10 protein-coding genes are annotated in these 14,093 nt (G+C 61.7%); 5 read left to right on the top strand and 5 right to left on the bottom strand.

The features are described 5' to 3' along the window. Positions 1-185: 185 nt before the first annotated feature. Positions 186-812, top strand: coding sequence for a hypothetical protein (locus ACFOHJ_RS17320; RefSeq protein ID WP_378222646.1), 627 nt, complete (start codon positions 186-188; stop codon positions 810-812). 669 nt (positions 813-1,481) lie between these two features. Here the strand turns inward: ACFOHJ_RS17320 and ACFOHJ_RS17325 are convergent. The 4 genes from ACFOHJ_RS17325 to ACFOHJ_RS17340 all read right to left on the bottom strand — a co-directional run bounded on the left by ACFOHJ_RS17325 (position 1,482) and on the right by ACFOHJ_RS17340 (position 5,916). Next, positions 1,482-3,497, bottom strand: coding sequence for an integrase arm-type DNA-binding domain-containing protein (locus ACFOHJ_RS17325; RefSeq protein ID WP_378222649.1), 2,016 nt, complete (start codon positions 3,495-3,497; stop codon positions 1,482-1,484). A 306-nt stretch (positions 3,498-3,803) separates the two neighbouring features. After that, the gene (locus ACFOHJ_RS17330) at positions 3,804-4,526 is read right to left on the bottom strand and encodes a tyrosine-type recombinase/integrase (protein WP_378222651.1); all 723 of its coding nucleotides are present in this window, start codon (positions 4,524-4,526) and stop codon (positions 3,804-3,806) included. A gap of 117 nt (positions 4,527-4,643) precedes the next feature. After that, entirely contained in the window at positions 4,644-4,871 is a 228-nt protein-coding gene (locus ACFOHJ_RS17335) for a hypothetical protein (RefSeq protein ID WP_378222653.1), read from the bottom strand. 580 nt (positions 4,872-5,451) lie between these two features. Further along, positions 5,452-5,916 carry a hypothetical protein gene (locus ACFOHJ_RS17340; RefSeq protein WP_378222656.1) on the bottom strand — a complete coding sequence of 155 codons (465 nt, stop codon included), beginning with the start codon at positions 5,914-5,916 and terminating at the stop codon, positions 5,452-5,454. An 840-nt stretch (positions 5,917-6,756) separates the two neighbouring features. On the opposite strand from ACFOHJ_RS17340, the gene ACFOHJ_RS17345 reads away from it, so the two are divergent. The 3 genes from ACFOHJ_RS17345 (at position 6,757) to ACFOHJ_RS17355 (ending at position 9,861) form a co-directional block, all read left to right on the top strand. Next, positions 6,757-8,214, top strand: coding sequence for an NAD-dependent succinate-semialdehyde dehydrogenase (locus ACFOHJ_RS17345; protein WP_378222659.1), 1,458 nt, complete (start codon positions 6,757-6,759; stop codon positions 8,212-8,214). A 24-nt stretch (positions 8,215-8,238) separates the two neighbouring features. After that, on the top strand, positions 8,239-9,258 hold the full coding sequence (locus ACFOHJ_RS17350) for an aldose epimerase family protein (protein WP_378222662.1): 1,020 nt from the start codon (positions 8,239-8,241) through the stop codon (positions 9,256-9,258). A gap of 171 nt (positions 9,259-9,429) precedes the next feature. Beyond that, positions 9,430-9,861, top strand: a complete 432-nt coding sequence (locus tag ACFOHJ_RS17355) for a FixH family protein (RefSeq protein ID WP_378222665.1) — start codon at positions 9,430-9,432, stop codon at positions 9,859-9,861. A 1-nt stretch (position 9,862) separates the two neighbouring features. On the opposite strand, the gene ACFOHJ_RS17360 is transcribed toward ACFOHJ_RS17355, so the two are convergent. Beyond that, entirely contained in the window at positions 9,863-10,315 is a 453-nt protein-coding gene (locus ACFOHJ_RS17360; RefSeq protein ID WP_378222668.1) for an Lrp/AsnC ligand binding domain-containing protein, read from the bottom strand. Between the two features lie 159 nt (positions 10,316-10,474). Here ACFOHJ_RS17360 and putA point away from each other — a divergent pair, with 159 nt between their 5' ends. Beyond that, on the top strand, positions 10,475-14,086 hold the full coding sequence (putA, locus tag ACFOHJ_RS17365) for a bifunctional proline dehydrogenase/L-glutamate gamma-semialdehyde dehydrogenase PutA (RefSeq protein ID WP_378222671.1): 3,612 nt from the start codon (positions 10,475-10,477) through the stop codon (positions 14,084-14,086). Positions 14,087-14,093: the final 7 nt, after the last annotated feature.

The following is a 14,093-nucleotide window of genomic DNA, read 5'->3' on the forward strand; positions in this document are numbered from 1 at the left end:
CAGATCCAGAGGCTACGCCATCCGAGCCCTGCCAGCGCCACCGTCGCGATCCCGTCCCGCTTACGGTTCGCGGCGATCTTCGTGGACCAGAATTCCGTGCGTGTCGCCGGCATCTTGAATAACGAGCACTACAGATACCGTGATAGCTAATGCCCCGGCCGTGGACGGGCTGCTGCTCGAACTCGGTGAACCGCAGGCTGATCCTCCCCGGCCCGGAAATCGGCCGGCGGCGGCAGGACTTCTTTGGCGCAATGTCCGTGGCAAATCGGATTGCTGCCTTGCTCGATGAGCTGGCGTTTCCACCAGAGAGCAGCGATGTCGACGGCAAACGGATGGCGGCTTACATTACGGCGCAGCTTGAGCAAGGTGAACTGACCAACTGGACCATCTTCGTGCCTGCCGGTGTCGGGGTGAACGTTCAAGTGGCCGGGTACACGCTACGCGGCGTGCGACGCTCGCCGATCTCGCGGTCGACGCCAGCACGATTCATCACCAAGTCGATCCTCAGCCCGCTTGATGAGGCTATTGATCTATCTGACGATCAGTTCGCCCGCGCACAATTCGAGACTGACCGGGTGCTCGCCGAAGAAGGTGAGCAGCCCGCTGACCGTCCAGCCGGTCCCTGGATTCGCAGAGTCCGCGGTGAGGACCCGCGGCGCGGCCTTCTCATCCTCTACCCGATAGATCCGGCCAATGCCGGCCTTGAGCCCGGCATACCGCTATGGGGGATTGTTGTCAGTTTTCCGACCTCGCCGACGGCGTCCGCCGAATGGCGGCTGGAGAACACCGTTCAGCAGCGGGCTGCGCAGTGACCGCACTTCCTGATGCCGCGGCGCTGCTGAATGAATGGATCGGCTTGGCGGCAGTGGTTGCGGGCGATAGGACAATATTCCTTCGTTACAGCCGATTGCAAGCTATCGATATTATTGATCTCGGTTTCTGTGAATCGGCACCAAGCGGTGTGCGGAAGGCAAACTCTCGGGATTCGTGATCTTTTACGGCGGAGCAGGACCCCGAAAATATTGGTTTTCGCTAGGCTGATAACGCGCTGGCATCAGTTAACGCCTTCATTCAGCTGAAAGCGGTCCGGTCGATCGATCGCGGCGCTGAGCGCAACCGCTACAGCGTGCCCGCATCCTTCGCTAACCGGCCGATCAGCCTTTAAGTCTAGCAGAAGCCGCATATGCATGGATTCGTTATAGCCGAATCCTTTTTGGACGCCAGAAAGTCGGGCGTCAAAAAGTGTTGTGTCTCGAATGGCTGCAACACGCCCCCATTTCGGACGATCCGGGAACGGCTGTCTCGACCCAGAAGCGGGCGTAAGGGTGGCTTCCTATCAGCGGCAGCGTTGTGCACGTTGCCCGCACCCAGAAACGGGCATCGGTGCTGCAGTCACTAGACGAACGCTTAGCGCCCCCTTTCAAGACAACGGGAGCTGCCCGGTGTTCCCTGGAGCGGACATTCTTTGGAATGAGCGGATACTATTTCTCACGCTGTATTCGTTGCCTGAGCGCTTCGTTGGCGTGCTGCTCAAACACAGCGGGCAACTCATCGGTCAGAATGTGTCCTAGCCAGGACTCCCGCTCTGTCATAACGGCAGCGTTGATCAGCTTTTCCGGCGCTGCCTCCGGAGCGAGGCGAACGAGCAGCCGGCATAGCTGACGCTCGATCTTCGGGTGGGATTGAAGAGCCAATTCGATTGCGTCGACGGCGCGCACCATGTCGAACTTCGCAAGACCTTCGATTGCGTGCAGCGGTTCTGTCACGATGAAGGAGCGAACGGCAAACGCCTTGTCGAGAATCTGGTCCCGCAGGGTCGGATCGGTGGCTTCCGCAGCGATGTCAAAAGGCGCATCGCCAAGGCGGCGGTTACGAAGGCAGGCTGCCACGGCAGCAGCGACAGCCTGCGCTCGTGTTGCCGAATGTGCGTACAGCACACGGATCACGAAGTCTTCATAGTCGGCCCGCAAAGCCGTTTCCGGACTTTGCAACCATTCCAAAAGCAGGTCCGTGCCGCGGTCACCTAGGTTTGCCAGTGCATTGAGCGCCCAATGCGCGTTTTCCTTTGCCCGGGCGAGCTTGGAGGCGAGCCGTGCGAATTCCTCCGACTCGTCGCCGAGTTCATGAAGCGCAATGCAGGCATATCCCGCCACACTGCTTGCCGGATCAGCCTTCCGCATCACTTCGCGTACAGCGGGTATAAGATCGGCTTTGCCGCTTAACCAAGCGATCACGAGGGCAATGCGCAACTCGTTCTCGGCCGCTGCCTCGTTCGCCAGCGTCGCGGCAGCCTTCTCAGTGAGCACGCTCGGCAGTGGCCCTTGATGCGCCCTCAGGCTGGCAAGATCGACGGGGACTTCCGTCACTCCGGTTTCCAGAAGGATATCGACCAAGATTGAGTCAGCGCCGAGCGCTGCAAGCCGGCACATCGCTTGGTGGAATTCGAGATATGGCTCGGATTCCGGTTTTCCGTTTGCGTCACGCGGAATCGGCCGGCGAGCGATGGCCGCGAGCCGCTCGATAATCCCGTCGTCCCGGCGCACGAAGGCCCAGTTCAATCCTGTGTGGCGCACCCAGTAATGTTCAGATTCCAGCTCCTGCCTGAGCAGTGTCGTGATCCCCCCGCCGCCGATGAGGATGAGCAACTGCCGCGCCCCTTCGCGGACATGATCGCGCCAGTTGCTGTTTACCCGCAGGCGACTGCAGGCGACGGCGGTGGCGGCAGCCGCAAAACGATCGATGAACGTGAGGCGGTTCTTCTTCTGAATGTGCTTGGCGGTAGGCTTTGTTTCATCCACATCCCACGGAATACCAACGCTTTCGCCCTCAATGAGTGCAGCACCGACTGCCGCAAGCTCTTCCGAGGATAGATAGCGTTCCTGAAAGCTCTCTTTGAACCGTTCGATGTTCTTGATCGGATTCGGGCATGTAAACCCTCCTATCCGCACAGCGTAACCGAACATGCTGGAGAGCGTCGTGAGTACCCGGTTCGCGGTCGCTTGGCCATTTTCCCGCCCGATCCTCAAATGCAGACCGGTCACGTCTTTCGCTGTCAACAGGTGAAGCTTCGTGTTGCCGATTTGGGGATTGACCAAGCGATCGAAGTGATCCTGGTATTTTTCTGCCGTTCTCGGTTTCCTCTTCGCTTCTACGTGGTCTTTCATGAAGACCGCCGAATACTCCGCGATGGTCGGCATCGACCGGTCCTTCTCACGTTGGTCGGCAAGATCGTCACCTAGCCGCGCCTTCGCCAATGCTGTCTTGGCTGCTGTGCGGGCCTTATCCAGCGTGAGAACAGTCACATCGCCAAGCTTTAGCCTCTTCGTCGACACGCCGCGCCCGCCAGCACCTGGCCTATACTCGACGATCCATGCCTTATGGCCGCTCCGGCCGATACGGACACCGAAACCCTTGATCTCCTGATCGTACATGATCCAAGGTTTCTCACGCGGCTCTAGGCCATCGACCGAGGTCTTTGTCAACTTCATCTTAGGCATGTAGATTTGCTCCTCTTTTAGAGCGCGCCGCTACTGCCCTGTGTCAGCACCGTGTCGGCACGCCAATGTGCAACTGGTGATAAGCTGCAATAGCATGCCTGCGGCATAAACCCTGGCTTTTCAATATGTTGGGTAAGCTACGACAGGCCGTGATACGACATAATAACGGGTGGCAAGGGTCTTCTAAGCCGATGGTCGCAGGTTCGAATCCTGCCGGGATCGCCAACTATTTATATACCTTTGAATTTCCTTCATTTATTCACTTATTTGCCCCACCGTCAAACAAGACTACCGAAAAGTGGGACATTAATCCGGATCGTCAGGTGATTGTCGCCGACGGCGAGCGGCATTCTCAGCGAGGATTCGTTTCCGAGCTTTGCGGGTATAGCCCTCGGCCGTTTCCCCCTTCAGCCAACCGAATGTTGCCTTGAGCTCTTCACTAGAACCACCTTTCTCTGCAAGGTCCACCGCAGCCGCCTTTCGCAATCCGTGAGAGCTGCAATGCGGCAGCCCGGCTTCGATGCACCAATTCTTGAACTGATTCCCGAAACCGGCGACGCTGTATGGCTTGCCCGCTTCATTGACCAGATAAGTTGTCGTACCAGTAATTGCGGCGTCCAATGCCTCGCGCATTTTTTTTGGGATCCTAACCATCACTTCTACCGGAAACCGGTTGCGGTTTTTCCACGCTATAAAAGTTAGCAATCCTCGATCCTCATGTTGCGGTCCTAGTCGAACGACGTCTGACCGTCTCACGCCGAGCCCAACTAGCATCTCTAGAGCTGCTCGAGCTTGGGTGCCGATCGGGTGGTGGCTGCGAAATTTTTCTATCTCCGCCGGCGTCCAAGTATGATGTCCCTCTGATTTGAATATCTTCGCCACCTTATAGGCGGGATTGGCTACTGTGGTTATTTTCTGTTCGATGGCCCAATTGAAGATTCGCTTTATCACCTTTACAAAATTGTCTGCGGCGGCAGGCGTTTCTTTTCGCTTGTCGCGGCTCTTGATAAGGTCATCCTGGCGATACATCTCAAATGGAAGATTACCCGCCGTCTCGAGAAATTTATCGAGGATCGACTTCTTCGATTTTTGCGTCTCCGGCGCGAGGGAAGACCACTCACTTGATCTGTAGTATTTATCAACGATTCAATTAAAGCTTCGTTCGACTTTCTTAATTGGCTTCGCAGTGGCGGGAGTATTCCCGCTCACCGCTAGCCTATATGCGGCCATGAACTCCTCTGTAATACAGCCATTCTCGTCCTCGAAGACCTCCTTGATCCGGATTTTGGGCTTTCCAGGAAGCCTGACATAGGTACGAAGGTTGCCGTGACGATCATAGTCGTGCGACAGGTACTGCAGGCGACTCTTGGTCATACCACTACCCTGTCAAATGGGTTGGAACGCATATCCTCATCCGCCAACGCATCCCATGCAGCGGCGATTTTCCTGGTGTCCCACAACACGACGCCATCGATCTTTCGACCCTTGGGCATGCGCCCATCGCGTATCCAGTTATCGAAGAGTGTGTCAGATATCCCGAGGGAGGCAGCTGCTTCGCTACGTCTAAGCGCAAAACGTGGAACCGAAAGGCTCCGGAGAGTAGGTGTTGACTGTATCAATGGGATGCTCGGATCGGATGATCGTCCGCGACGAGAGGCGCTGGAATGGGCGGATAAGAGGCGCTTCTGAGTTGCCGGACGCGATCCACAAACGTGCGTTGTGTCGCCAGATTGCTGGCGATTCAGTGGTGGAGGTGATTGCATGACATGCTCTCCCAATCACTCATCTGATCAAAAACGCTTCTTCAGCTCGTGATCATTTTTCGAGCGAGACCAACGTGGTTCGCCGCCTCTGCCTTTCAGCGCGGCGTCTGGCCCCTTTTTCAGCGACACCGGAATCATTCCTGTCTTGCGTCTTCCTTTTCTAAAGACTGCAAGCGCACCTCCTGCTGCTGTTAGGTCTTTTTCCAGGCGGCCGTGGCAGCCTGCGCCTGCTCCCAAATCTCTGGCTGCGCAGCGGCGATGGCCTTCACGCCATCTCCATTGCCTCCCCATCGGCCGGCGGCATGTTCAGCCATTGCATGCAACCACCATTCAAGACGTGTCAGGTCCATGCCGGTGGTGGTATGTCGAAGTGGAACGGCCATTCCCTGAAGAGCCAGGTAGAGTCTGGCACAGCTGCGTCCGCCGGAGCAGTTTGCCGTTTCGCGGGTGGCGAACGCCAGTATCTGGGGAGCGATGCTGGGGCCGTTGGTGTGAGCGAGCAGCGATGGGGTCAACTGATGTCCCGACCCGCTCGCCAATATATCGAGGGATTTTGCCATCGCCCGGACAAGACCAGTTGGTGTGCCGCGCGATGGCGCTGGATCTTCTTTCGGGCCACCGCGTACGCTATCAACTATCCACTTTCTGCGCGTCACCGTCTCTCTCCTACTTTCAATCAACCCAGATGAGCCTCATGCACGCGTGCAAGCCTAGGCATAGTATCTGAAGCAAATAAACCGCTTTTATTTATCTATGGCATCGATCATCCTTCGAATACAACTCCAACCATGTCGATATATATTTTGGATTGATAAATATCACTTCAGATCTATACGCCAAATGTTCGAAACGAATTCTATTAATGAGTCTTACTTTGCCAAATTGTTGACAACTCCAATCTGCAGCACTACGGTGATGACATCTCGCTGATGCTCTCGCTGATCGAGATGATGCAGACGGACCTGTATTCGGATGCCCTGATTCCGGTCCATCTGGCCCACAGATACGCATCCATTGCCCATTCTCCCGGTGGCCGATCTCTAGACAAGTTTGTTCGTGACGCATTGCAGGTCAAATAGGCGTCATAGGCCAATCGGCGGGATCGTCGATCGAATCCTGTGCGCAAAAGTGGGGCAAAGCCCAATCCTTCGCATTTGAAAACATTGAGAAATTTCGACGTCCCACTTTCCGCTAACCCCTTGACAGGCAAGGAAAATAGCCGTCCTGCCGGGATCGCCACAAAAATCAAAGACTTAGGATCGATCCGAGCGGAAAGCCCCAACTGGTGCATGCCTGGATTCCGACCTGCGCCTTCCTTGTTCCTGCCTCCGTCGCAACCGTCCGCGCGTTGAAACTCGACTGCGGCTGGCTCAGCGATTACAGTCGGGGCGACGATTGTCCGGCGGGCGTGACCCGCGCTATTGAGTGGCCGCTCTCCGGTCCCGGGCGGTACCGATTTCCATGCGGCGGCCGAACGCCGAGAAGAGGTGAGGAACATGCTTCAGAAAACCAGCCATTTCATGCGGCAGGCCAACCTGATCAACGGCGAATGGGTGCAGGCCGATTCCGGCCTGACCGTCGACGTGATCAATCCGGCGACGGGCCTCAAGCTCGGCACGGTGCCGAAAGTCGGCAAGGCCGAGACGCGGCGCGCCATCGAGGCCGCGCAACAAGCTTTCCTTTCCTTCCGCAAGACCTCGGCGCTGGAGCGCTCGAAGCTGCTGCGCAAGCTGCACGACGCCATCATGGACAACCAGGAAGCGCTGGCCGAGCTGCTGACCATGGAGCAGGGCAAGTCGCTCACCGAATCGCGCGGCGAGGTCGGCTCTTCCGCCGCTTACGTGCTGTGGTTCGCCGAGGAGGCGCGCCGCACCTATGGCGACGTGGTGCCGTCGCCATGGGCCGACCGGCGCGTGCTGGTGACGCGAGAGCCCGTCGGCGTCATCGCCGCGATCACGCCGTGGAACTTCCCGTCCTCGATGCTGTCTCGCAAGCTCGGGCCGGCGATCGCCGCCGGCTGCACGACCGTGGTCAAGCCGGCCTCGCAGACGCCTTATTCCGGCCTGGCCTGGGGCGCGCTGTGCGAGGAGGTCGGCATTCCAAAAGGCGTCGTCAACATCGTCACCGGCTCGGCCGGCGAGATCGGCGACGAGATCTGCGCCAACCCGATCGTCAAGAAGATCACCTTCACCGGCTCCACCGAGGTCGGCAAGATGCTGATCGAGAAGTCGGCTTCGACCGTCAAGAAAGTGTCGATGGAACTCGGCGGCAACGCGCCGTTCCTGGTGTTCGACGACGCCGATCTCGACCGCGCGGTCGCCGGCGCCATCGCCGCGAAGTACCGCAATTCCGGCCAGACCTGCGTGTGCACCAACCGCTTCTTCGTGCAGGCAGGCATCCACGACGCCTTCGTCGAGAAGCTGGCCAAGGCGAGCGAGGCGTTGAAGGTCGGCTCGGGCCTGGACGACGGCGTCCAGCAGGGGCCGCTGATCGACGTCAAGGCGGTGGAAAAGGTCGAGGAATTCATCGCCGACGCCACGGCCAAGGGCGGCAAGGTGGTGACCGGCGGCAAGCGCCACAAGCTCGGCGGCTCCTTCTTCGAGCCCACCGTCATTTCCGGCGCCACCACCGACATGATGTTCATGAAGGACGAGATTTTCGGGCCGCTGGCTCCGGTGTTCAAGTTCGAGACCGAGGAAGAAGCCATCGAACTCGCCAACAACACCGAATTCGGCCTTGCCTCCTATTTCTACACCGGCGATCTCGGCCGGGCCTTCCGCGTCATGGAAGGGCTGAAATACGGCATGGTCGGCATCAACGAGGGCATCATCACCACGCCGGAGGCGCCGTTTGGCGGCGTCAAGGAATCGGGCCTCGGCCGCGAGGGCGGGCATCAGGGCATCGATGACTATCTCGACACCAAATATGTCTGCATCGGCGGCCTTGGCCTTTGATCCCGGCGCGGGTTGGATGGCGGCATGAAGGACGGCGAGGTCTTCGGCACGACGGAGGCGGGCGAGGTCGTCCGCCGCTTCACGATAAGGGGCGGCGGACTTAGCGCCAACATCATCGGCTGGGGTGCCGCGCTCCAGGACCTGCGGCTCGTCGAGCACGACGCGCCGCTGGTGCTCGGCTATGACACGCTGGAGGCTTACGAGCGCGACAGCTGCTATTTCGGTGTCGCGGTCGGCCGCTATGCCAACCGCATCGGCGGCGGGCGTTTCTCGCTTGCCGGCGAGCCGCACCAGGCCGACCGCAATTTCCTCGGAAAGCATACGCTGCATGGCGGCTCGGAGGGTTTCGGGCGCCGGTCGTGGACGGTGTCGCTGCATGGCCGGGATTTTGTCACGCTCTCGCTGCACGACCCGGACGGCTCGATGGGATTTCCCGGCGCGCTGGACGTCACCTGCACCTACCGGCTGAAGATCCCCGGCACGCTGTCGGTGGAGTTTACCGCTACTGCGGAGGAGACGACGCTGTGCAACCTCACCCAGCACTCCTACTTCAACCTCGATAATGGCGGGGCTGGCGACATCCTGGACCATCGGCTGATGCTCAACGCCGCCGCCTACCTCCCGGTCGACGGCGAGGCGATCCCGACCGGCAGGGTCGTGCCGGTCGACGGCACGCCCTTCGATTTCCGCCAGGCGCGCCCGCTGCGCATGGAGATCGAGGGCGAGCAAGTGGCCTACGACCACAATCTGTGCCTTGCCTCCTGCCGCGGGCCGTTGCGGCAAGCCGCATGGGTACAGGGCGGGGCCTCCGGCATCGAGATGGAAGTGTGGACGACCGAACCAGGCGTGCAGCTTTATAGCGGCCAATATATCGCCACCACCGGGCCGGGCCTTGGCGGCCTCGGCTATCGGCCGTTTTCCGGCCTGTGCCTCGAACCGCAGGTCTGGCCGGATGCGCCGAACCGCCCTTATTTCCCGCAGGCGACGCTGCTGGCCGGCGAAAAATACCATCACGTCACCGAATACCGCTTCCGGATGCCCTGAGCCGCTTCCTGTGGACCGAACGGCGAGGCTTTCGAATGCCGGCCGCTTTACCTATATGGAACAGGCGCCGGCGCGGCACCGAGCCGTCCCGTTATCGTGCCGTCGCACTGCGCGGGTAGAGCAGGGCGCTGCCCGATACGGCAGCCTGTCATTTGGGCGAAGGGTGCGGATTTGACCATTGGGTGGCGCCATATCCTGCCGGCTTTGGCGCTCGCGGCCCTCGTTGCGGTAGTCGCCTATCTCGCGTGGGGGTCGAACGGTTCGTCAAGCCTCAGGCGCAGCGGACTTTCGCAACAGGGCCTCTATCAGGTCACGCTCGAGCCGGAGGGGGGCCGCATCAAGCCCGGCGAGGCGCATTCCTGGCTGCTGACGGTGAAGACGGCCGCCGGCAAGCCCGTCGAATATGCCGCCATCGACATCTCGGGCGGCATGCCGCAGCATCGCCACGGCCTGCCCAGCAGCCCGCAGGCGAGCGACTACCTCGGAAAGGGGCGCTACCGCATCGAGGGGCTGAAATTCACCATGGATGGCTGGTGGCAGTTGCATATCGGCATTTCGGCTGCTGCCGGCACCGACTCGGTGGTGTTCAACCTCGTCCTGTAGCCTATTTGTCCTTCACCGTTTCCATCGCCACGAAGGTCGAGGTCTGCGCGACGTGGGGCAGGGCGGAGATGCGCTCTCCCAGCACCCGGCGATAGGCGGCGATATCGCGGGTTCGCACCTTGAGCAGATAGTCGAAGCTCGATGCGATCATGTGGCATTGCTCGATCTCGGTAATGCCCTGGACTGCGCGGTTGAAGGCGTCGAGCGCCGCCGAGCGTGTATCCGACAATTTGACCTGGACGAAGGCGACATGGCCTTCGCCCATGCGCTCCCGGTCGATGATGGCCTGGTAGCCGCGAATGAAGCCGTCCTTCTCGAGACGCCTCACCCGAGCCTGCACGGGTGTCTTCGACAGGCCCACGCGCTGGGCGAGTTCGGCCATGGAAAGGCGGCCGTCGCGCAGCAGGGCGACGAGGATGTTGCGGTCGATGCGGTCCAACTGGTCTTCTGACATAAGTATAACGGTTCGAATGGACGTTATTCGGCGCATACGTTAGTTCAGATGGACTGTCGTGTCGATCTCTTTGGGCCGACGGCGATGCCGCCCTATGCTAGCTTCCGGTATCCCGCTTCGGCAGCCGTCGGAGCGCGCCAGCGAAGCTGTAGGAAAACCATGTCCGCACTCGATGCCCTTCGTCAGCAGATTCGTGCCAATCTTCTCCCCGACGAGGATGAAGCCCTGTCGCGGCTGGTCAAGGCCGCCGACCTTTCCGCGGACGAGCGCAAGGCGATTTCGGCCCGCGCTGTCGGCCTCGTGAATGCGGTTCGCGGTTCCACCGACCCGCGGCTGATGGAGGTCTTTCTATCCGCCTACGGCCTTTCGACCCGCGAGGGTGTGGCGCTGATGTGCCTGGCGGAAGCGCTGCTGCGGGTGCCCGACGCCGAGACCATGGACGAACTGATCGCCGACAAGATCGCGCCGCACGACTGGTCGGCGCATTCGGGCGGATCGAGTTCCATCTTCGTCAACGCGTCGACCTGGGCGCTGATGCTCACCGGCCGCGTTCTCGACGAAGGCGAAAGCGGTATCGAAGGCACCTTGCGCGCCATGGTCCGCCGTCTCGGCGAGCCGGTCATCCGCAAGGCGGTTGCCGCCGCGATGCGCGAAATGGGCGAGCAGTTCGTGCTTGGCCGCACCATCGCGGAAGCGATGAAGCGCGGTCGTCCGATGATCCAGAAGGGCTATCTCTATTCCTTCGACATGCTGGGCGAGGCGGCCCGCACGGAAGCCGACGCGCTGCGCTATCTGAAGGCCTATGCCGACGCGATCTCGTCGCTCGATTCCGGCGCCAACGGGCCGGACATCCGCTACAACCACGGCATCTCGGTCAAGCTTTCGGCGCTGCACCCGCGCTATGAGGTGGCGCAGAAGGAGACGATGCTGCCGGTGATGGCCGAGCGCCTGCTGTCGCTGGCGCTGGCGGCCCGCAACGCCCGCATGGGCCTCAACATCGACGCCGAGGAGGCCGACCGTCTCGACCTGTCGCTCGACGTCATCGAGCGCGTGCTGGCCGACCCCCGGCTGGCGGAATGGGACGGTTTCGGCGTCGTCGTGCAGGCCTACGGCCCGCGCGCCGCCTTCGCCATCGACTGGCTCCATGCGCTGGCAAAAAAGCTCGCCCGCAAGATCATGGTGCGGCTGGTCAAGGGCGCCTATTGGGATACCGAAATCAAGCGGGCACAGGTGCTGGGCCTGCCCGGCTATCCGGTATTCACGCGCAAGCCCAATACGGATGTCTCCTACATCGCCTGCGCGAAGAAACTGCTCGGCATGACCGATTGCATCTACCCGCAGTTCGCCACCCACAACGCGCATACGGTCGCCGCCATTCTATCGATGGCCAAGGACCGCGATTCCTTCGAGTTCCAGCGCCTGCACGGCATGGGCGAGGCGCTGCACGAGACGGTGCGCAAGGCCGAAGGCACCCGTTGTCGCATCTATGCGCCGGTGGGCGCGCATTCCGACCTGCTTGCCTATCTGGTGCGGCGCCTGCTGGAGAACGGCGCGAACTCCTCCTTCGTGCACCAGTTGACCGACGAGCAGGTGGCCCCACGCGTCATCGCGCGCGACCCGTTCGAGACGGTGGAAAGCCAGGGCCCGGCGCGCAACCCCAATATCCCGGTGCCCTCGGCGATCTTTTCGGGCACGCGGCGCAATTCGAAGGGCTGGGACCTGACCGATCCGGAGACGCTGGCCGCGCTCGACAAGGCCCGCGCCGCCTTCGACAGGCCGTATAACTGGCACGCCAAGCCGCTGACCTCCGCGCCCGGTCGCGGGGCGCAGCAGCGGATCGTGAACCCCGCCAAGCCGGACGAACTGGTGGGCACGGTGGAGGATGCCGATACCGGCCAGGTCTCGGCCGCCGTCGCGCTTGCGGTGAAGGCGCAGCCAGCCTGGGCAAAGCGTCCGGTGAGCGAACGCGCCGCCATTCTGGAGCGGGCCGCCGACCTCTACGAGGCCAACGCCGTCGAATTTTTCGCGCTCGCCACCCGCGAGGCCGGAAAGAGCCTTGCCGACGGCATCGCCGAACTGCGCGAAGCGGTGGACTTCCTGCATTACTATGCGGCCCAGGCGGGCGAGGTGGAGCAGGCAACGAGCGCGCGCGGCGTCATTGCCTGCATTTCCCCGTGGAATTTCCCGCTCGCCATCTTCACCGGCCAGATCGCGGCAGCGCTCGTTACCGGCAATGCCGTCGTTGCCAAGCCGGCCGAGCAGACGCCGCTGATCGCTTTCCGGGCGGTGCAACTGCTGCGTGAGGCCGGCGTCCCCGACGACGTTCTCCAGCTTCTGCCCGGCGACGGTCCGGCCGTCGGCGGGCCGCTGACGGCCGACCCTCGCATCGCCGGTGTCTGCTTCACCGGCTCGACGGAAGTCGCCAAGCTGATCGAAAGACAACTCGCCACGACGGCCGCGCCCAACGCCATGCTGATTGCCGAAACGGGCGGGCTCAACGCGATGATCGTGGATTCCACCGCCTTGCCCGAACAGGCGGTGCGCGACATTCTCGCTTCCGCCTTCCAGAGCGCCGGCCAGCGCTGCTCGGCCCTGCGCGTGCTCTATGTCCAGAAGGACGTGGAGAAAAAGACGCTGGAAATGCTGAAGGGGGCGATGGAAGCGCTGAAGGTAGGCGACCCCTGGCAGCTTTCCACCGACGTCGGCCCGGTCATCGACGACGAGGCCCGCTCCTCGATCGAGAATTACTGCAACAAGATGTTCATGGAGGGGCGGCTGGTCGCTACGCTGAAGTCGCCGGACGAAGGCCGTTTCGTCGCGCCGCAGATTTTCCGTATTTCGGGGATCGAGGAAATGGAGCGCGAGGTGTTCGGCCCGGTCCTGCACGTGGCGACTTTCGAGGCCGACGATATCGACGCCGTGATCTCCTCGATCAACCGCAAGGGCTATGGCCTTACCTTCGGCCTGCACACGCGCATCGAGGGGCGCGTGCAGCATTTCGTCGACCGCATCCATGCTGGCAACATCTATGTCAACCGCAACCAGATCGGCGCCGTCGTCGGTTCTCAGCCTTTCGGCGGGGAGGGGCTTTCCGGCACCGGACCCAAGGCGGGCGGCCCGCACTATCTGCGCCGGTTCCGCATCGGCGCCGAGGCCGGCAGCCAGCCGGTCGAGGGCCGCAAGGTGACGGCGGCCGAACTGGCCGACAACCTGCCGGACCCGGATATGGGCGGCTGGTCGACGCGGCCGGACCGCGTTGCGGTGCTGCGCAAGAATCTGCGCGGCAAGGGCGCCGCCGCGATGGCCGCCGCAGCCAGCCTGGAGTTCGGCCAGGTCGACCTGCCGGGGCCGACGGGCGAGGCCAACACGCTGTCGCTGGTGCCGCGCGGGCGCGTCCTTTGCCTTGGGCCGGACGGCGAGACGCTGCTGGCGCAGGCGATCCAGGCTCTGGCTGCCGGCAATGCGGTGCTGGCGGTCGCGCCCGGCGCGCCGGTGGCTCTGTCGGCCCTGACCGGCAAGGACCTGCCGATCGCGGCGATCGACGGCCGTACCGATCCGGTCGAGGCGCGTTCGCTGCGGGTGGATGCCGTGGCCTTTTCCGGCGCGCCGGAGGTGATGGCAACCGTGCGCCGGTCCATCGCCTCGCGCAGCGGACCCATCGTGCCGCTGATCAGCGAAGTGCTGTATCCGGCCGCCTATGCGCATGAGCGCGGGGTTTGCGTCGACACGACCGCCGCCGGCGGTAACGCCACGCTGCTCGCGTCCGCCTGACAACTAC

Origin of the sequence: Aquamicrobium soli, assembly GCF_042646345.1 — a bacterium.
In the GTDB taxonomy this organism is placed as follows: domain Bacteria; phylum Pseudomonadota; class Alphaproteobacteria; order Rhizobiales; family Rhizobiaceae; genus Mesorhizobium; species Mesorhizobium soli_A.